Here is an 18,320-nt window from a genome sequence, read left to right on the forward strand (position 1 = left end):
ATTGTTGACGACATCGTGCCGGCTGTGCGGCTCGGGCGACCTGGTCAGCGTGGTGGATCTCGGGGCGACACCGCCCTGTGAGCGCTTCCTCACCGCCGGACAGCTCGAGGAGCCCGAGACCACCTATCCGCTCCACCTGCGGGTGTGCACCAGTTGCTGGCTGGCCCAGATACCACCGCTGATCACACCAGAAGAGACATTCACCGAGTACGCCTACTACGCGTCATATTCCGCTTCCTGGGTGGATCACGCACGGCAATTCGTCGACCGCGCTGTGGAACGGTTCAAACCGTCGTTCGTGGTCGAGGTGGCCAGCAACGACGGCTACCTGTTGCAGCACGTGGTCGAGCGCGGCGTCAGGTGCCTGGGCATCGAGCCGTCGGCCAACGTCGGGCAGGCCGCCAAGGACAAGGGCGTGCCCACGCTGACCGCGTTCCTGACGCCGGAGACGGGCGCCGCGGTGCGGGCCGGGAACGGTCCCGCCGACCTCGTCGTGGCCAACAACGTCTACGCGCACATCCCCGACGTGATCGGCTTCACCGAGGGGCTGCGCGCCCTGGTGGCCGACGACGGATGGGTGTCGATCGAGGTGCAGCACCTGCTGACCCTCGTGGAGCTCAACCAGTACGACACGATCTACCACGAGCACTTCCAGTACTACACGGTCGCGTCGGCGCAGCGGGCCCTGGCCGCCGGCGGGCTGACGCTGGTGGACGTCGAGCTGCTGCCCACCCACGGCGGGTCCATCCGCCTGTGGGCGCGGCCGTCGGGGAGCCCGTCCGAGCGCGTGCACGACGTGCTCGCCAGGGAGAAGGCCGCCGGGCTGCACGACCTGTCCGGGTATGCCGACTTCGCCGACCGGGTGGCCCGCGTCCGCCGCGACCTGCTCCGCTTCCTCGTCGCCGCCGCCGACGAGGGAAAGACCGTCGTCGGCTACGGGGCGCCGGGCAAGGGCAACACGCTGCTCAACCACTGCGGCGTCCGCCAGGACCTGCTGGCGTACACGGTCGACCGCAACCCCTACAAGCACGGCAGGTTCACGCCCGGCACCCGGATCCCCGTCGTCGAGCCGGAGCGCATCGCCCGCGACCGTCCCGACTACGTGCTCGTCCTGCCGTGGAACCTGCGCGAGGAACTCACCGCCCAGCTCTCCTACGTGCACGAATGGGGTGGCCGTCTGGTCTTCCCCATCCCTCACCTGGAGGTCGTGTGAAGGTCGTCCTGTTCTGCGGGGGTTTCGGGACGCGCATGCGCACCGGCGTGCCGGGCGAGGTGCCCAAGCCGATGGCCCTGGTCGGCCCCCGGCCGCTGCTCTGGCACGTCATGCGCTACTACGCGCACTTCGGGCACAACGAGTTCATCCTGTGCCTGGGCTACGGCGCGCACCACATCAAGGACTTCTTCCTCGGCTACCAGGAGGCCACGTCCAACGACTTCGTGTTACGCGGCGGCAGGGTCGAGCTGTTGTCGAGTGACATCTCCGACTGGTCCATCTCGTTCGTGCAGACCGGGATCAACTCCCCGATCGGCGAACGGCTGCGGCGGGTGCGCCCGTACCTGGATGGCGACGAGATGTTCCTCGCGAACTACGCGGACGTGCTCACCGACGCCCCCCTGCCCGACATCATCGGCCGCTTCGCCGACTCGGGCGCGGCGGCCTCGATGATGGTCGTGCCGCCGTCGCAGACCTTCCACTGCGTGGACCTCGACGAGAACGGCCTGGTCGGCGGCATCTCGCCGGTCAGCGAGATGCCCATGTGGGTCAATGGCGGCTACTTCGTGCTGACCCAGGAGGTCTTCGAGCACATCCCGGAGAACGGTGACCTGGTCGCTGACGGCTGCGCCGAACTCGCCAAGCGGGGCCGCCTGCTGGCCTACCCGCACCGCGGCTACTGGCGGCCGACCGACACCGTCAACCAGCGCATGGAGCTGGACGAGGCGTACTCGCGCGGCGAGCGTCCATGGGCGCTCTGGGAACGGTCCCAATGATCGGACTGCGCCCTGAACGGCTCACCGGCATCGTGGCGCTCGGCGCCCACTGCGACGACCTGGCCATCGGGGCGGGCGGCAGCCTGCTCACGGTCTGCGCCGCCCGCCCCGGCCTGCGCGTGGACGCGCTGGTGCTCTCCGGCGGCGGCACCGAGCGCGAGGACGAGGAGCGCGCCGCGCTCGCCGACTTCTGCCCGGGAGCGGACCTGCGGGTCACCGTGCTCAAGCTGCCCGACGGCCACCTGCCTGCCCGGTGGGAGGAGGCCAAGACGGCGGTGGAGGAGCTGCGCTCGCGTACCGAGCCCGGCCTGATCTTCGCGCCCTGGCGGGGCGACGCCCACCAGGACCACCGCGGGCTGGCGAAGCTCGTGCCCACGGCCTTCCGCGACCACCTGACGCTCGGCTACGAGATCGTCAAATGGGACGGCGACCTCGCCGCCCCCACCGTGTTCCAGCCGCTCACGCCCGAGGTGGCGGAGCTGAAGGCGGACCTGCTGCACCGCCACTACGCCTCCCAGCGGCACCGCGCCTGGTACGACCGCGAGGCGTTCCTGGGCCTGGCCCGCATCCGCGGGATCGAGTGCCACGCGCGCTACGCCGAGGCGTTCCACGTTTCCAAGCTGACCCTCGATCTGGAGAACTGATGCGCGTACTGCTCACCGGCCACCAGGGCTACCTGGGCAGCGTGATGGCCCCCATGCTGACCGAGGCCGGGCACCAGGTGGTCGGCCTGGACTCCGGCCTGTTCGCCGACTGCGTGCTCGGCCCCGCGCCCGAGCCGATCGAGACGCACGCCGTGGACCTGCGCGACGCGGGCCCTGAGCACGTGGCCGGGTTCGACGCGGTGGTCCACCTGGCCGCGCTGTCCAACGACCCGCTCGGCGCGCTCGCTCCCGACCTGACCTACGACATCAACCACCACGCCTCCGTCCGGCTGGCCGGGCTGGCCAAGGAGGCGGGCGTACGCCGCTTCCTGTACGCCTCCACCTGCTCGGTCTACGGCGCGTCCGGCGGCGAGGACCTGCTGGACGAGGACGCGCCGCTGCGCCCGGTGACCCCGTACGCCGAGTCGAAGGTGCGGGTCGAGGACGACCTGGCCGCGCTGGCCGACGACCACTTCACGCCCGTGTTCCTGCGCAACGCCACGGCCTTCGGGTTCTCGCCCCGGCTGCGCGCCGACATCGTGCTGAACAACCTGGTGGGGCACGCGTACCTGAGCGGCGAGGTGCGGGTGTTGTCCGACGGCACCCCGTGGCGCCCGCTGGTGCACGCCAGGGACATCGCGGAGGCGTTCGCGGCCGCGCTGGACGCACCCCGCGAGGCCGTGCACGCGACGGCCTTCAACGTGGGCACCGAGGTCAACAACGTGACCGTGGCCGAGATCGCGGCCGAGGTCGTCGCCGCGGTGCCCGGCTCGACGCTGGCCATCACCGGTGAGACGGGAGCCGATCCGCGCTCGTACCGCGTCGACTTCTCCCGCATCAGGGCCGCGCTCGGCTACGAGGCCCGCTGGACGGTCAAGGCGGGCGCGGTCGAACTCATCGACGCCTACCGCGACCACGGCCTGACCGCCCAGGACTTCGGCCGCCGCTTCACCAGGCTGGCCCGCCTCTCCGACCGGCGCGCGGACGGCACCGTCGACGACACCCTCCGGCCATGACCGGGCCCGAGATGCACGACCTGGTACGGCGGCTCTACCCGCTGTGCCGCAGCATCACCGGCCCCGGGCTGCGCCGCACCCTGGAGATCATCGGCGAGTCGATCCCGCTGGAGATCACCGAGGTGCCGACCGGGACCAAGGTCCTCGACTGGACGATCCCCCGCGAATGGACCATCCGCGACGCCTACATCAAGGACGCCACGGGCGCCAAGGTCGTCGACTTCCAGGACTCCAACCTGCACGTGGTCGGCTACAGCGCGCCCGTCGAGGCGACCATGTCACTTGGGGAGCTGCGCGGGCACCTGCACACCCTGCCCGGCCAGCCGGATCTGGTGCCGTACCGGACCAGCTACTACGCCGAGACCTGGGGTTTCTGCCTGAGCCAGCGGACCCTGGACGGGCTCGTGGACGGGCCGTACGAGGTCAGGATCGACTCCACGCTGGCCGACGGGCACCTCACCTACGGGGAGCACGTCGTCCGCGGGGCCAGCTCCCAGGAGGTGCTGATCTCCTGCCACGTGTGCCACCCGTCGCTGGCCAACGACAACCTGGCCGGGGTGGCGGTGGCCGTCGCGCTGGCCCGGCGGCTGACCGACCCCTGGTACACCTACCGGTTCGTGTTCGCGCCCGGCACGATCGGGGCGATCGCCTGGCTCGCGCGCAACCGGGCGCATGTCGACCGCGTCGCCCACGGCGTGACCCTGGCCTGCGCGGGCGACTCGGGCGCGATCACGTACAAGCGGAGCAGGCGCGGCGACGCCGAGGTCGACCGGGTCTTCGCGCACGTGCTGAAGGACCGGCCGCACACCCTGCTCGACTTCTCCCCCTACGGCTACGACGAGCGGCAGTACTGCTCGCCCGGGTTCAACCTCGCCGTCGGGTCGCTGACCAGGACGCCCTATGGCGGCTACCCGGAGTACCACACCTCGGCCGACGACCCGGACTTCGTCCGGCCGGAGGCGATGGAGGACACGCTGGAGACCCTGTGGACGGCCGTACGGGTCCTTGAGGCCAACCGCCGCTACGAGAACCTCAGCCCGTACGGCGAACCCCAGCTCGGCACCAGGGGCCTGTACGGGTCCCTCGGCGGCCGCAGTGACACGAAACAGGCACAGATGGCGATGTTGTGGGTGCTGAGCTACTCCGACGGGAGCCACAGCCTCCTCGACATCGCGGAACGGTCGAACCTGCCGTTCCACGCACTGGCGGAGGCGGCGGACGCCCTTCGGGGGGCGGGCCTGGTGAAGGAGTTGACGGGTTGAGCCTGGCGCTGAAAGTCGGCGACGTGGTCGAGGTCCTCAGCGCTGAGGAGATCCTCGCCACCCTGGACGAGAAGGGCGAGCTGGACAGCCTGCCCTTCATGCCGGAGATGCTGTCCTACTGCGGGCGACGGCTGACCGTGGACAAGGTGGCGCACAAGCTCTGCGACACCATCGGCAAGTCCGGGATGCGGCGGATGGACGACGCCGTCCACCTGACGGGCGCGCGCTGCGACGGCTCGGCCCACGGCGGCTGCCAGACGGCCTGCCTGCTCTACTGGAAGACCTCCTGGCTCAAGCGGGTCAGCGGCCCGCCCACCACCGGCCCGATCAGCTCCGGTGCGACCAGCGGCGAGCGCCCGCTGCTGCCCGTCCTGGACGACAACACCCGCAGGGAGCCGGGGCCCGACGGCACGCCGCGCTACCGCTGCCAGGCGACCGAACTGCTGCGCGCGGCCCCGGAGCGGCTGCCCTTTCGCGACCTCGGCCAGTACGTCACCGACGTCCGGGCGGGCAACGCCGGCATCGCCTCGACCCTGCGCACGATCTTCTTCGGCGTGTTCAACCGCTACCAGCGGCTCTCCAGGAAGTTCCCCCGCCGGCTGCGCGTCAAGGGCGGCCTGGCCTGGGGGTTCGTCCGCCCGGGCCCGCACGCGGGCCCCGCGCCGAAGGCCGCGACCGGTCTGCGGCCCGGCGACCTGGTCAGGATCAGGTCCAAGGACGAGATCGTCGCCACGCTGACCACCAAGGGCTTCAACCGCGGCCTGGGCTTCGAGGAGAGCATGGCGCGTTCGTGCGGGCGCGTCGCCCGCGTGAGCGCCCGCGTCGAGCAGTGCATCGACGAGAAGACCGGCGAGCTGCTGCGGATGAAGAACCCCTGCATCGTGCTCGACGGCATCATCTGCGACGGCGTCTACAAGTCCAACTGCCCCCGCGCGTTCCTCCCGTTCTGGCGGGAGATCTGGCTGGAGCGGATCGACGAGCCGAGCTAGGGAAGACGGGTATGGCAGAGCAAACGGGCCCGGACATCAGCGACATCGGGCGCAAGGCGGGCCGAGGGGCGATGTGGAGCCTGCTCGGCACGCTGGTCACGCGCGCGGGCTCGTTCATCCTCGGCCTGGTGCTGGCCAGGCTTCTCGCGCCGTCCGACTTCGGCATCTACGCGGTCGCGCTTGCGGCCACCCAGTTCGTCATGGTCGTCAAGGACGTCGGCGTCATGTCGGCCGTCGTGCAGTGGCGGGGACGGCTGAAGGACATCGCCCCCACGGCCACGACGCTGACGATGTGCTCCGCCCTGGCCCTGTACGCGCTCTTCTGGGTCGGGGCGCCGTACTTCTCGCGGCTGGCGGGCAGCGAGGAGGCCACGCCCGTGGTGCGCATCCTCACCGCGGTCATCCTGGTCGAGGCGATCACGGCGGTGCGCAGCGCGGCCCTGCTGCGCTGGTTCCGCACGGGCAAGAACGCCAAGGCCGTGCTGGCGGGGTTCCTGGTCAACGCGCCGGTGGCCATCGTGCTGGCGGTCAACGGGGCGGGGGCGTACAGCTTCGCGTGGGGGCAGGTCGCCGGGGCCGTGGTCACGGGCGTGTTCATGATGCTCTACGCGCGGCTGCCGTACCGGCTGGGGTTCGACCGGCGGATCGCGGGCAGGCTGCTGCGCTTCGGCGTCCCCTCGGCGGCCGGGATCGCGCTGGAGATCTCCCTGCTCAACGTGGGCTACATCATCGTCGGCAACATCATGGGCAAGGACTGGCTGGGCTTCTACCTGATGGCCTTCAACGTGTCGAGCTGGGTGCCCGGCATGATCGGCAGCGCCATCCGCATGGTGTCGATCGCCGGGTTCTCCCGGCTGGCCGAACGTGACGAGGAGTCGCTGTCGCTCGGCGTGCAGCGAACCGTGCCGCTGCTCATCACGATGGTGCTGCCGCTGGGCGCCTTCATGGCGGTGCTGGCGCACCCGCTGATCATCTTCATCTACGGCGAGGAGTGGGAGCTGGCGGCCGGTGTGCTGCGGTTCCTGGCGGTCGTGATGGTGGTGCGCATGCTCACCTCCTTCGCCCTCGACATACTCAACGGGCAGGGCGCCACCCGCTCCACGGTCTGGATGAACCTCGGGCACGCGGCGGCGATGATCCCGGCGCTCATCGTCGGCACGCAGCTCGACGGCATCCGCGGCGCCGCGATCGGGCAGGCGGTGGCCGCGGTACTGGTCGCGCTCCCGCTCGCCATGCTCGCCGTGCACCGCGCGGGCGTACGCCTGGCGCCCGTGCTGCCCGCTCTCGTCCGCCCGATGCTGGGGGCGCTGCTGTGCGGCGGCGTCATGCTCGGCCTCACGGCGCTGACCGAGGGCCTGCCGTTCGTCCAGCTCGCCGTGGCGGGCGGCGGCGGCCTGCTGGCGTACGTGCTGGTCGTGGTGACCCGCGACCAGTTCCACACCGTGAGCGATCGCCTGGTGCGGCTGCTTCCCGCCCGCGCGCGATGACCCCCGAGGAGAAGCGATGCTGGTGTCCATCGGAATCCCGGTCCGCAACGGCGCGGACCGCCTGGAGAGCGCCGTACGGTCGGCGCTCGCCCAGGACCACGCCGACGTCGAGGTGGTGATCTCGGACAACGCCTCGACCGACGGCACGGAGGAGCTGTGCCGCGAGCTGGTGCGCCAGGACGGCCGGATCGCCTACTACCGGCAGCCGCACGACCTGCACGTGGTGGGCAACTTCGTGGAGGTGCTGCGGCGGGCGCGCGGGGAGTTCTTCCGCTGGATGGGCGACGACGACCTGCTCGAACCGAGCTACGTGTCCAGGACGCTGGAGCCGTTCCTGGCCGACGAGCGGCTCATCCTGGTCACCTCCGACGTCACCTACACGGGCGCGGACGGCACCGTGCACCGGCCGCACTACCGCGGTACCCGGATGCTCTCCGACGACCCCATCGACCGCCTGGACGAGCTGTGGGACGTGGTCACCACCCAGCACCACGGGCTCGACCCCCTCTACGGCCTCATGCGGCGCGACCGGGTGGCCGCCGTGCCCCGGCCGCTGATGATCCGCGAGGACGAGGTCTACGCCACCATGCTCGCGCTGACCGCGCCCTGGGGGCACGTGCCGGAGCCGCTGGCGCATCGCAACCTGCGCGAGCGGCGTCTTTCCGGGATCGCCGCGGCGCTCGGCGTACCGGCCTGGACCGCGCACTTCGCGACCACGTTGCAGTTCAGGGCGATGTACCGGGCCCTGCGCATCCTGGAGCTCTCCGCGCAGCAGCGCAGCCGGGCCCGTGCCGTGCTGCTGCGTACGTACTGGCGCCGGCAGCGGCAGATGCTCGGGCACCGCGGCCGCAAACTCGCCGGGATGGCCGTCAGGTCCGTCTCCTCGAAAGGGTGATCTTCTCGTGTTGATTCGCATCGTGCGGATGCTCATGCATCCGGGCCGGATCCTGCTGGCGCTCATGCGGCGGCTGCCGTTCGGCTCGTACGAGCTGCGCTGCGCCCTCGACCTCTACCCGAGGCCCCACTACGCGTACGGCGTGCAGCAGGCGGCCGAACTGGCCAGGCGGCTCGGCGTTGGCCGGATCAGCGTGGTCGAGTTCGGCGTCGCGGGCGGCGCGGGCATGGTGGAGCTCAACCGCATGGCGGCGCTGGCGACGGCCGCCTCCGGCGTGAAGATCGACGTCTACGGCTTCGACACGGGCGCCGGGCTGCCCAAGCCCACCGACCACCGGGACCTGCCCTACATCTGGCGCGAGGGCGACTTCGTCATGGACGTCGACGCGCTCAAGGCCCGCCTGGCGGGGGCGACGCTGGTCCTGGGCGACATCAGCGACACCGTGGGGCAGTTCCTCGACGGCGAGCGGCCGGCGCCGATCGGGTTCGTCTCCATCGACGTGGACTTCTACTCCTCGACCGCGGCGGCGCTGCGGCTGTTCGCGGGCGACCACAAGTATTTCCTGCCCCGCGTGTTCTGCTACCTCGACGACACGGTGGGCGACGACGACCAGGTCATCCACAACGACTACGTCGGCGAGCTGAGCGCGATCAGGGAGTTCAACGAGGCCAACGAGCTGATGAAACTGGCCCCGATCAACGGCCTGCGGCACAAGCGCGCCGTCGCCGCCCCCTGGAACGACAACATCCAGGCGCTGCACCGCTTCGACCACCCCGACTACTCGACGTACGTCGGCCGGCCGGACACCCAGACCCAACTGCCGCTCTGAACACCCCCTGTAACGAAGCGACGGGCGCGGGCGAGAGAAGGGAAAAGTACAACGCGAGGGGGAAAATCTCGCTATGTCCGTTCTATTATCGAATAGCCGAATTGACGATGAGGTTCGGCGGAAAATGCTCTTCCAGGGGGACGTCTTCCTCTACTCGGCGACACCCGCCTCGACCGAGCTGATCGCGTTCGCCCGCGAGCTGGTCGAGGAGGCGTTCGAGGGCCGCGACCCCGAGACCGCCCAGCACGAGATGCCGGTCGAGGAGTTCGCCGCACTGCTCGCGGCCCTCAAACCACGCTTCATCCACCACCCCACCAGCAAGAAGATCATCGCCACCCTGCTGGACGAGATGGGCATGGCGCTGGACAGGACCTATTTCGACGTGCCCAGGCTGCGCACCTCGACCTCGGGCCACTACCTCGACTCCGGCATCTCCTACGCCTACCACGCCCACCGCGACTGCTGGTACTCCGCCCCGTTCTGCCAGGTCAACTGGTGGATCCCGGTCTACGAGGTGGTCCCGGAGAACGTCTTCGCCCTGCACCCGCAGTACTTCGACCGACCCGTACGCAACAGCAGCGGACGCTACGACTACGCGGAATGGGTCGCGGTCAGCCGCCCCACCGCCGCCCAGCACGTCCACAGCGACACCCGGGACCAGCCGAAGCCCGAGGAGGAGCTGGACCTCGGCAGCGAGTTGCGCCTGGTGCCGGAGCCGGGCGGCATGCTGCTCTTCTCCGGGGCGCACCTGCACTCCACCGTCACCAACACCTCCGGCAGGACCCGCTTCAGCATCGACTTCCGCACCGTGCACATCGACGACGTGCGCTCCCGCGCGGCGGCCCCGAACGTGGACGCCACCTGCCGCGGCACCACCCTGCGCGACTTCTACCGGGCCGACGACCTGACGCGCATCCCCGAGGAACTGGCGGCGGAGTACGAGGCGGAGGCGCTGGCCAAGCTCACCTGACCCGCGCGCGTACGGCCTCGCGCAGGCCCTTCCAGCTCCTGTGCCGCTGGAACGGCAGCTCGAAGACCGACGCGAACACCCACGCCGCCCCCACGCTCGCCGGCACGCCCACGGCGAGCGTGAGGAGGAACGCCGGCATGCCCGCCGGCACGTGCGGCGCGACGAGCAGGCGGTTCACCATGACGACGATCGGCGAGTGGATCAGGTAGAGGCTGTAGGAGAAGGACCCCAGACGCCGGACCGGCGCCGTGTCGAGCAGCCGCACGAGCGGCGCCGGTCTGCCCGTCGCCACGGCCACCAGCAGCAGCCCGGCGGCCGGGCCCACCGCCAGGTCCACCCAGAAGAAGTTCCCGACCACCCACACCGGCCCGGCCACCACGACGAGCAGCAGCGCCGGCAGCGCGGCGGCCAGCGCGAACCAGTGCCAGGGCAGCCGGGCGGTTCGCTCCCGCGCGTTCACGACGCCCGCGCAGACCGCGCCCAGGGCGAACAGCGCCGCGAACTGCGGGGTCAGCCGCATCAGCAGGTCAACGGCCGGTACGGCCGGCGCCAGCGCCCCCACCGCCACCACGAGCGCGGTCACCGCGCCGAGCATCACCGCCGCGCCCATCCTGCGCAGCACCAGCAACATCAGCGGGAACACCAGGTAGAGCTGCGCCTCGACGGCGATCGACCACAGGGCGCCGTTGGGGCTGGGGGAGCCGAAGACGTCCTGGAGCAGCAGCCCGTAGACGACGACCGACTTCCCTGTGGGCGCCTGCTGCCCCGGCTGCGGGATGACCGCCCACGCGATCACCAGGCTGAACGCCAGCGCCGCCCAGTACGGCGGCAGGATGCGCCAGGCCCGCCGCTGGAAGAACGTACGCCCGCTGCCCAGCCGCCACCCGGACCGCGCGGGCGAGACCGCCAGCGAGAAACCGGACAGCACGATGAACACCACCACCGCGAAATGGCCGTACAGCAGCCACCCCGTCCACGCGGGCGCGCCGTTGACCGGGAACCCGGGGAAGGACAGGAGCCAGCAGTGATGCAGGACGACGAACAGCGCGGCCAGGCCCCGGATGCCGTCGAGCCCGGCCAGCCTGCCCCGCGTCGCCGCACGCTCTTCTGTCAACCCCACCGCAAGCCCCCGTCGACGTAGTCGTACGTCTATCGCTCCGGTGGCGGGCGGTGTAACCGTTTCGCGGTGGAAGTCGGGGAGCTGTTGGGGGATGTGGGCGGATGTAACGTCTGGCGGGGATAGCGCGATGGCCCTCTATAGAGCAAGAGTCGCTGATGCGGGGGAACGTACCAAAATGGAGTTCTGGAAGGCGATCCTTGGTCTTCTCCGGAGAATTCTGATCGGCCCACCGTTGGTTCTGGCCTCGCTCGCGGTGGGCGTCGTGGTGTACTCGGTGCTTCCTGTGCACTACTCGGCCGACGTCTCACTCGTCCTGGCCACGCCGGTGAACGGCGGGACGATCCCGTCCGACAAGACCAAGCAAGGGCTCACCAACCCGTTCCTCTCGTTCAACGACGCGCTCAAGACCGGGGCCAGCATCGTCATCCTGTCCATGAACACGCAGGACGTCTGGACGGAGCTGGGCGCGCCCAAGGACGGCCCGACGGAGATCACGATCGACGACGGGCGCAGCAACCCGAACGTGCTGGACATCAACGGCCCCTACATCTACGTCCGGGTCGACAGCGAGTCTCCCGCGACGGCGACGGCCGTGCTGATGGCGGCGCGCGAGCGGGTGGCGACCGAGCTGTTCAAGTGGCAGAAGGCGCTCGGCGCCCCGGCGAACACCTTCATCACCTCGACCGACATCGTGCCGCCCGCCGAGCCCGAGGCCGACCACAGCCTCAACTGGCAGGGCGGGATCATCGCCGCCCTGCTCACCCTGGGCGTCGGGTTCGGCATCGCGTACGGCGTGGTGCACGGGCGCGCCCGCAGGCGCCCCGACCTCTCGTCGCCCCCGGTGGTGGGGGCGGTCCTGGGAGCGGTCCAGCAGCCTGCCCTGGGACCGGTCCAAACGCCGGTTCCCGAACCGGTTGGGGTGCCGTTGGGGGTGCCAGTGGTAGGGCCAGTGGTAGGGCCGGTGGGGGCGAAGGCCCAGGCGGGCGAGCCCGCCGACGCGCCCGAGGCCGACGAGGACAGCTCCGCCACCATGGAGTTCCCCGCCTACCGGGGCGAGCCCCTCGCACCCGTGCCCGGTTTCCGCAAGGCGAGCCAGGACGACGGCGAGGGATGAGGCCCTGCCATGGACTTCTGGGCGACGGTGACGATCCTGTTCAGGCGCTGGTACGTGACGGTGCCCGCCTTCCTGCTCACGATCGCGGTGGCACTCGGCGTCTTCGCCGTGGCGCCCAAGACCTTCATCTCCACCTCGGCGCTCGTCCTGACCCTGCCGGTCACCGGCGGCAGCGTGCCGAGCGACCCCAAGTTCCCCAACCCGCGCACCAACCCCCTGGTCTCCTTCGACCAGGGGCTGAGCATGACCTCGTCGATCCTCATCCAGGCGCTGAACACCCCTGACGCGGCGGCCGAGGTGGGCGTGCCGCCCGGCGGCGAGGTCACGCTCAAGGTCACCAGCGGGGGCACCAACCCCGAGCTGATGCCGGCCACCCCCTTCATCGTCATCACCTGCGAGGCCCCGACCGCCGAACAGGCACTCGGGATCGTGACGAAGATGACCGCACTGGCCCAGAAGGAGCTGCGCGCCCGGCAGCAGCAGGTCAAGGCGCCGCCCACCACGTACGTGAGCGCCACCGTCGTGGTGCCGCCGACCCAGCCCGACGAGAAGAAGGGCAGCCGGATGCGCAGCGCGGTGGTCACCGGGGCGCTGGCGTTCTTCATGGGCCTGTTCGCCGCATTCGCGGCCGAGAGCTTCGCCCGCCACCGCCGGGCCCGCCGCGGGACCGATCGGCAGCCTCCGGCCCAGCCCGACCTCGTGTACGCCGAGGCCGCCGCGAGCAACGGATCGCGGTCACTGGCGGGGCGCGAAGGATGACCTGGGCCAGGAGCACGGCCACGGCGCCGGCGGTGACCGCGACGCCCGTGCCGCTGCGGCACCCGCGGCGGGCCGACGGCGCCACGCTGGTCTGCGTGTTCGTCATGTGCCTGCTGATCCTCCCGGCCCGCCTGGCGGTGGCCGGTCTCCCGCTCTCGCTCACGCCCGCGGAGATCGTGGCACTGTCGCTGGGCGTGGTGTGGGTGTGCGCCCAGATGGTCAGGACGTCGGGCGTCGCCAAGGGGCCCAACCCGGTCCGTACCGCGATCTTCGCGTACGGGATGATCCTGCTGGCCGTCTACGGGTACGCGACCAACGTCTACCTGCCCTCCGACGAGCTCAACCTCGCCGACCACACGATCGTGCTCTTCGCCGGCTACGTGAGCCTGGCGCTGGTGGTCTGCGACGGCATCGGCAGGCGCGAGCGGCTCGACTTCGTGCTGAAGGCGGTGGTCATCGGCGGCACGTTCGCGGCGGTCGTGGCCCTGATGCAGTTCAGGCTGAACTTCGACCTCACCGAGTACCTGAAGATCCCCGGGCTGCGGCACTCCTCGCCGGAGGAGGTGCCGACCGTGATCTCCCGCTCGGACCTGCGCCGGGTCGCCGGCACGCTCGGGCACCCGATCGAGTTCGGGGCGCTGTCGGCGATGTTGCTGCCCCTGGCCGCGCACCTCGGCTTCCAGGCGCGCAGCCGGGGGGAGGGCGCGGTCCGCTGGTGGATCTGCGCCGCCGTCATCGCGGCCGGGCTGATGTTCTCGGTCTCCAGGACGGCCGTGCTCGGCATGGCGGGGGCGGGGCTGATCCTCCTGATCGGCTGGTCCAACAGGCGCAGGATCGCCACCATCGGGGCGTTCGTGGTGTTCCTCGGCGTGATGAAGGTCGTGGCGCCGGGGCTGCTCGGAACGTTCTACAACCTGTTCGCCGGGGTGGGCGACGACAGCAGCATCATCTACCGCACCCACGACTACCCCTTCGCGATGCGGGAGTTCGACAAGAGCCCGATCTTCGGCCGCGGGCCTGGCACCTGGTATCCGTTCAAACACCAGGTCTTCGACAACCAGTATCTGCTGTCGCTGGTCGAGACCGGGCTGCTCGGCGTGCTCGGCTTCGTCGGGGTGATCGTGTGCGGGATCGTCGTGGCCCTGCGCGTACGCGCGACCAGCACCGACCCGAACGCCCGCAACCTCGGGCTGACCATCGCCGCCTGCCTGGTGATCCCGCTGCTCGGCGCGGCCACGTTCGACCTGCTCTCGTTCCCCGGCATCACCAGCGTGCTGTTCCTGCTCATCGGCGCGGCCGGGGCGCTGCTCCGCCTCGAACGCGCCGATCAGGCGGACAGGCTGCTCCTCAGCTCCTTCCAGGAGCCCGCCGACAGGTCGCGCTCGCTGATGGCGCCGACCGGCAACGGCCACGGCAGCGCGAGGTCGGGGTCGTCGTAGCGGACGGCCAGGTCCTCGGCGGGGTCGTGCTCCCTGTCGATGCGGTAGCAGACGTCGGCGTGCTCGGTCAGCGCCTGGTAGCCGTGCAGCAGGCCCGGCGGTACGTAGAGGTGGGCGAAGGAGACGTCGTCGAGCCGGACGGCCACGTGCGAGCCGAACGTCGGCGACCCCGGCCGCGCGTCCACCAGCACGTCGAGCACCGCGCCGTGCGCCGCCCGCACCAGCTTGGCCTCCCCGCGCCCGGAACGGCCGTGCATGCCCCTGATCGTGCCCAGCCGCGAGCGCGACTGGCTGTCCTGGACGAACGCGGTGTGGTCGAGCCCGTGCTCCGCGGCGATCACGGCGTCGAAGGTCCTGGTGAAGAAGCCGCGCTCGTCGTGGCTCGGCGTCGGCACGAACAACAGCGCGCCCTCGAGCTCCAGCCGCTCGACTCTCATGGTGATCCTCTCATCCGGGTAGTGCCCGCAGCCGCCTGGAGGGCCGCAGCAGCGCCACGACCGACGCCCTGGCCGTACGTCGACCGGCGGCCGCCCGCATCGTCTCACCGAGCAGCACGGCGATGTAGAAGCCCGCGCTCGCGACCCTGCCCCGGCGCAGGCGGAAGAGCCGTACCCGGTTGACCGTGAGCAGCGCGGCCAGCATGGGGCTGGTCTTCGCCTCGCCGCCGATGTGCTCGATCACCGCGGCGGGCTCGTACCAGAGCGTCCAGCCCGCGTCGGCGGCCCGCAGCGCGTACTCGGTCTCCTCGCTGTACAGCAGGAACGACTCGTCCCATGGGCCGATCTCGGCCAGCGCGGTGGCCGAGATGAGCATGGCGGCCCCGGTGGCCCAGTCGGCGGGGCCGGGACGTTCGTACCGGCCGGGGTCGGCCACCATCTCGCCCAGCGCGCCGATGCGGCCCGCCAGGCGACCGCCGATCAGCGCCTCGGCGAGCGCGCGGCGCACGGTCGGCGTACGGCGCAGCGAGTGGTGCAGCACCCCCTCGGTGCTGACCAGCCGGGGCGCGGCGATGCCGGTGCCGGGGCGCCCGAGCGCCCCGGTCAGCACGCCCAGCGCGCCGGGACGCAGGCGGCAGTCGGGGTTCAGCACGAGGACCGCGTCCAGTTCGGCGAGGTCGAGCGCCGCGACTCCGGCGTTGATGGCCGCCGCGTAACCGGCGTTCCTGCCCACCCGGACGGGCCTGACGGGCAGACCGGTGGCCTGCTCGGCGAGGCGGAGCGAGTCGTCCTTGGAGGCGTTGTCCGCCACGACCACGGCCGACAGCCGTACCCCTGCCGCGCCTTCCGCCAGAGAGGCCAGGCAACCGCCGAGCACTGCCGCGCTGTTGTAGGTCACGATCACGATCGCGACTCGGGGAGAGCCTGACGTCACATGACGGCCATCGAACCCCAGCAATGGATCGTTACAGGTAACAGCGGGCACTGCCGGGGCGATGAGGGGGAGAGGGGACCAGGGGCGGGCTGCCGTAGAGACGGAGACACACTTCATGCAGGATCTGCAGGCTTTCACCTTTCGCCGGGACGAGTTGTTCCCGTTAGCGGACAAGTACTCCGACCAGTTCCGCACGGCGTCGCCGTTCCGCCACGTGATCATCGATGACTTCCTGCCGCCCGAAGTGCTGGAGCCGGTGCTCGAGGAGTTCCCCGAGCCGCGGGACGCCACCTGGCAGCGGTTCGACACCGCCCGCGAGGTGAAGCTGGCGCTGGCCGACCCCGAGCGCATGGGCCCGGCCACCCGGCACCTGCTGGCGGAGTTCAACGGGGGCGTTTTCGTCGACTTCCTGGAGCGGCTGACCGGCATCACACAACTCGTCTCCGACCCCCACTACGAGGGCGGCGGCCTGCACCAGATCCGGCCCGGCGGCTTCCTCAAGGTGCACGCCGACTTCAACAAGAGCCGCAGGCTCAACCTCGACCGCCGGCTCAACGGCCTGCTCTACCTGAACAAGGACTGGCAGGAGGACTACGGCGGCCACCTGCAGCTGTGGAACAGGGACATGACCGAGTGCGAGGGCAAGATCCTCCCGGTCTTCAACCGGTTCGTGGTCTTCGCCACGACCGACGACGCCAACCACGGCCACCCCGACCCGCTCACCTGCCCGCCGGACCGGGCGCGGCGCTCGATGGCGCTCTACTACTACTCCAACGGCAGGCCGGACGACGAGGTCACCGACGACCACACCACGCTGTTCAAGCAGCGGCCCGGTGAGGCGTGGAAGAGCAACCTCCGCCAGGTCGCCAAGCGCTGGACGCCACCCGCGCTCGCCGATCTCGTCGGCAACCGGCGGACCAGGGACACGTGAGGCGGCACGTCAGGGGCTGGTGCCTCGGCGCCGTCCTGGTCGTGCTGCTGAGCGGCTGCCAGAGCGACGGCGGCGACAGGCAGCCGGTCACCACCCGGCAGCCGCCCACCCCGTCCCCGTCCGTCTCGGCGTCGCCGTCGGCGCCGGCCGAGCGCGCCTGGCCGGGGCCCGGCAACACGGGCGTGCCCGAGGGCGTACGGCTGCGCAAGTCGGGGTCCCTGCGCGTGACCAAGAACGGCACGGTCATCGACGGCCTAGAGGTGACCGGGTACATCACGGTCGAGGCCGACGACGTCACCATCCGCAACACGCGGGTGCGGGGCACGAAGGGCTGGTGGGGGATCCTCCAGCGCGAGGGGCGTACCGGGCTGACGGTCGAGGACAGCGAGATCTTCGGCAACGGCAGGCAGCGCACCCAGTTCGGCATACTCAACCAGGGCAAGATGATCACGGTCCGCCGGGTGGACGTCCACACGATCTCCAACGGCATCCTCACCCAGCAGGGCCTGGTCGAGGACTCGTACGTGCACGACCCGAAGTACTACGACGGCGACCACACCGACATGATCATGTCGACCGGGCCGCCCGCGCCCGGCACCGAGCTGGTCATCCGGCGCAACACGGTGATCAACACGCTCGACCAGACCGGTGCGATCGCCCTGTTCCAGGACTTCGGGGTGGTCAAGGACGTGACGGTGGAGGGCAACCTGCTGGCGGGGGGCGGCTGGTCGTTGTACGCGGGCGCCGGGGTCAAGGGCACGTCCTCGAACATCAAGGTGATCGACAACGTCTTCAGCCGCCGGGTCTGGCCCAAGGGCGGCTCGGCGGGGCCCGTTTCATATTGGGATAAAGACGGGCCCGGAAATCAGTGGCAGGGTAACACCTGGGAAGACGGCGGGACGGTGCCGCCAGGATAGAGATCGTCCGCTCGATTCGTGCGGCAAATGGGAAAATTGGAATACTTGCGAATTGAGGGGAAAGCGAGTCCTTTTCGTTAAAAATACCCTCTTCGTGCTTCCGGCGTGGCTAGTCTCTCCCCTTGAGAGATCCGGCCCGAGATGCGGCCCAGGAGATTCGGCCCACGATTCGGCCCGAGATTCGGCCCAAGATTCGGCTCGGCCACGATCGGAAGGAGTTCGCCTGTGTCCAGGCATCGAAGGAGCAACAGGCGCATCGGGTGGTTATCCCTGGCCGGCGTCTCCGCGGTGGCGGTGCTGGCGGGTGGGTACGGCATCATCGTCCTCGACACTCCGGAGCCTCAGTCGTCCCTGACGGGCGCGCGTGAGGCCGGTGCCGAGGCGGGTGCCACGGCATCGCCCCAGGCGGCCGCCGGCCGCGGGCTCAGGCCGCGCGTGACCGGCACCGGCGAGCCGGGCTCCGCGAACGCCCGGTCCACCAGGGACCCCTGGCGGTGGTGGCCGGGACGGCCGACGAGGAAGCCGACCGCGCGCCCGACCCGCAGGCCGACCAGGACCCCCACCCCCACCCCGTCGGCGACCAGGACG

The 18,320-nt window shown here is 70.6% G+C and carries 19 protein-coding genes; 15 read left to right on the forward strand and 4 right to left on the reverse strand.

Annotated elements, in window-relative coordinates:
• Positions 1 to 4 precede the first annotated feature (4 nt).
• The 10 genes from ABD844_RS14405 (at position 5) to ABD844_RS14450 (ending at position 10,081) form a co-directional block, all read left to right on the forward strand.
• Entirely contained in the window at positions 5 to 1,213 is a 1,209-nt protein-coding gene (locus tag ABD844_RS14405) for a class I SAM-dependent methyltransferase (protein WP_344876966.1), read from the forward strand.
• Complete coding sequence (locus tag ABD844_RS14410; protein WP_344876968.1) at positions 1,210 to 1,989, forward strand: glycosyltransferase family protein; 780 nt, start codon at positions 1,210 to 1,212, stop codon at positions 1,987 to 1,989. The genes ABD844_RS14405 and ABD844_RS14410 overlap by 4 nt, the downstream gene beginning before the upstream one ends.
• Positions 1,986 to 2,633, forward strand: coding sequence for a PIG-L deacetylase family protein (locus ABD844_RS14415; RefSeq protein ID WP_344876970.1), 648 nt, complete (start codon positions 1,986 to 1,988; stop codon positions 2,631 to 2,633). Before ABD844_RS14410 ends, ABD844_RS14415 begins: the two co-directional genes overlap by 4 nt.
• The gene (locus tag ABD844_RS14420; protein ID WP_344876973.1) at positions 2,633 to 3,649 is read left to right on the forward strand and encodes an NAD-dependent epimerase/dehydratase family protein; all 1,017 of its coding nucleotides are present in this window, start codon (positions 2,633 to 2,635) and stop codon (positions 3,647 to 3,649) included. The genes ABD844_RS14415 and ABD844_RS14420 overlap by 1 nt, the downstream gene beginning before the upstream one ends.
• The gene (locus tag ABD844_RS14425) at positions 3,646 to 4,911 is read left to right on the forward strand and encodes a DUF4910 domain-containing protein (protein ID WP_344876975.1); all 1,266 of its coding nucleotides are present in this window, start codon (positions 3,646 to 3,648) and stop codon (positions 4,909 to 4,911) included. The genes ABD844_RS14420 and ABD844_RS14425 overlap by 4 nt, the downstream gene beginning before the upstream one ends.
• Positions 4,908 to 5,900, forward strand: coding sequence for a hypothetical protein (locus tag ABD844_RS14430; protein ID WP_344876977.1), 993 nt, complete (start codon positions 4,908 to 4,910; stop codon positions 5,898 to 5,900). The genes ABD844_RS14425 and ABD844_RS14430 overlap by 4 nt, the downstream gene beginning before the upstream one ends.
• Positions 5,901 to 5,911: 11 nt before the next feature.
• On the forward strand, positions 5,912 to 7,387 hold the full coding sequence (locus ABD844_RS14435) for an oligosaccharide flippase family protein (RefSeq protein WP_344876979.1): 1,476 nt from the start codon (positions 5,912 to 5,914) through the stop codon (positions 7,385 to 7,387).
• 16 nt (positions 7,388 to 7,403) lie between these two features.
• A complete protein-coding gene (locus tag ABD844_RS14440) occupies positions 7,404 to 8,282 on the forward strand; it encodes a glycosyltransferase family 2 protein (RefSeq protein WP_344876981.1) in 879 nt (292 codons plus the stop codon).
• 7 nt (positions 8,283 to 8,289) lie between these two features.
• Positions 8,290 to 9,111, forward strand: a complete 822-nt coding sequence (locus tag ABD844_RS14445) for a hypothetical protein (protein ID WP_344876983.1) — start codon at positions 8,290 to 8,292, stop codon at positions 9,109 to 9,111.
• Between the two features lie 124 nt (positions 9,112 to 9,235).
• Positions 9,236 to 10,081 carry a hypothetical protein gene (locus ABD844_RS14450; protein ID WP_344876985.1) on the forward strand — a complete coding sequence of 282 codons (846 nt, stop codon included), beginning with the start codon at positions 9,236 to 9,238 and terminating at the stop codon, positions 10,079 to 10,081.
• Here the strand turns inward: ABD844_RS14450 and ABD844_RS14455 are convergent.
• Entirely contained in the window at positions 10,074 to 11,201 is a 1,128-nt protein-coding gene (locus ABD844_RS14455; RefSeq protein ID WP_344876987.1) for an acyltransferase family protein, read from the reverse strand. The two genes, ABD844_RS14450 and ABD844_RS14455, sit on opposite strands and share 8 nt — an antisense overlap.
• Positions 11,202 to 11,376: 175 nt before the next feature.
• Here ABD844_RS14455 and ABD844_RS14460 point away from each other — a divergent pair, with 175 nt between their 5' ends.
• The 3 genes from ABD844_RS14460 to ABD844_RS14470 are packed head-to-tail and all read left to right on the forward strand — an operon-like array spanning position 11,377 to position 14,513.
• Positions 11,377 to 12,315 (forward strand): hypothetical protein, encoded by a 939-nt coding sequence (locus ABD844_RS14460; protein WP_344876989.1) that lies wholly within the window; start codon positions 11,377 to 11,379, stop codon positions 12,313 to 12,315.
• 9 nt (positions 12,316 to 12,324) lie between these two features.
• A complete protein-coding gene (locus tag ABD844_RS14465) occupies positions 12,325 to 13,074 on the forward strand; it encodes a hypothetical protein (RefSeq protein ID WP_344876991.1) in 750 nt (249 codons plus the stop codon).
• Positions 13,071 to 14,513, forward strand: a complete 1,443-nt coding sequence (locus ABD844_RS14470; RefSeq protein ID WP_344876993.1) for an O-antigen ligase family protein — start codon at positions 13,071 to 13,073, stop codon at positions 14,511 to 14,513. The genes ABD844_RS14465 and ABD844_RS14470 overlap by 4 nt, the downstream gene beginning before the upstream one ends.
• Here ABD844_RS14470 and ABD844_RS14475 read toward each other — a convergent pair.
• Positions 14,402 to 14,950 (reverse strand): dTDP-4-dehydrorhamnose 3,5-epimerase family protein, encoded by a 549-nt coding sequence (locus ABD844_RS14475; protein ID WP_344876996.1) that lies wholly within the window; start codon positions 14,948 to 14,950, stop codon positions 14,402 to 14,404. The genes ABD844_RS14470 and ABD844_RS14475 overlap by 112 nt on opposite strands.
• Before the next feature lie 10 nt (positions 14,951 to 14,960).
• Positions 14,961 to 15,935, reverse strand: coding sequence for a glycosyltransferase family 2 protein (locus ABD844_RS14480; RefSeq protein ID WP_344876998.1), 975 nt, complete (start codon positions 15,933 to 15,935; stop codon positions 14,961 to 14,963).
• A 64-nt stretch (positions 15,936 to 15,999) separates the two neighbouring features.
• Between ABD844_RS14480 and ABD844_RS14485 the strand changes: the two genes are divergently transcribed.
• Both ABD844_RS14485 and ABD844_RS14490 read left to right on the forward strand, forming a co-directional pair.
• The gene (locus tag ABD844_RS14485; RefSeq protein WP_344877000.1) at positions 16,000 to 16,815 is read left to right on the forward strand and encodes a 2OG-Fe(II) oxygenase; all 816 of its coding nucleotides are present in this window, start codon (positions 16,000 to 16,002) and stop codon (positions 16,813 to 16,815) included.
• Entirely contained in the window at positions 16,812 to 17,732 is a 921-nt protein-coding gene (locus tag ABD844_RS14490) for a right-handed parallel beta-helix repeat-containing protein (RefSeq protein ID WP_344877002.1), read from the forward strand. The genes ABD844_RS14485 and ABD844_RS14490 overlap by 4 nt, the downstream gene beginning before the upstream one ends.
• Before the next feature lie 341 nt (positions 17,733 to 18,073).
• Here the strand turns inward: ABD844_RS14490 and ABD844_RS14495 are convergent.
• Positions 18,074 to 18,320: hypothetical protein (locus tag ABD844_RS14495; protein WP_344877005.1), on the reverse strand; the 247-nt coding region annotated here is incomplete at its 5' end.

This window comes from Nonomuraea antimicrobica (assembly GCF_039536965.1).
Taxonomy (GTDB): Bacteria; Actinomycetota; Actinomycetes; order Streptosporangiales; family Streptosporangiaceae; genus Nonomuraea; species Nonomuraea antimicrobica.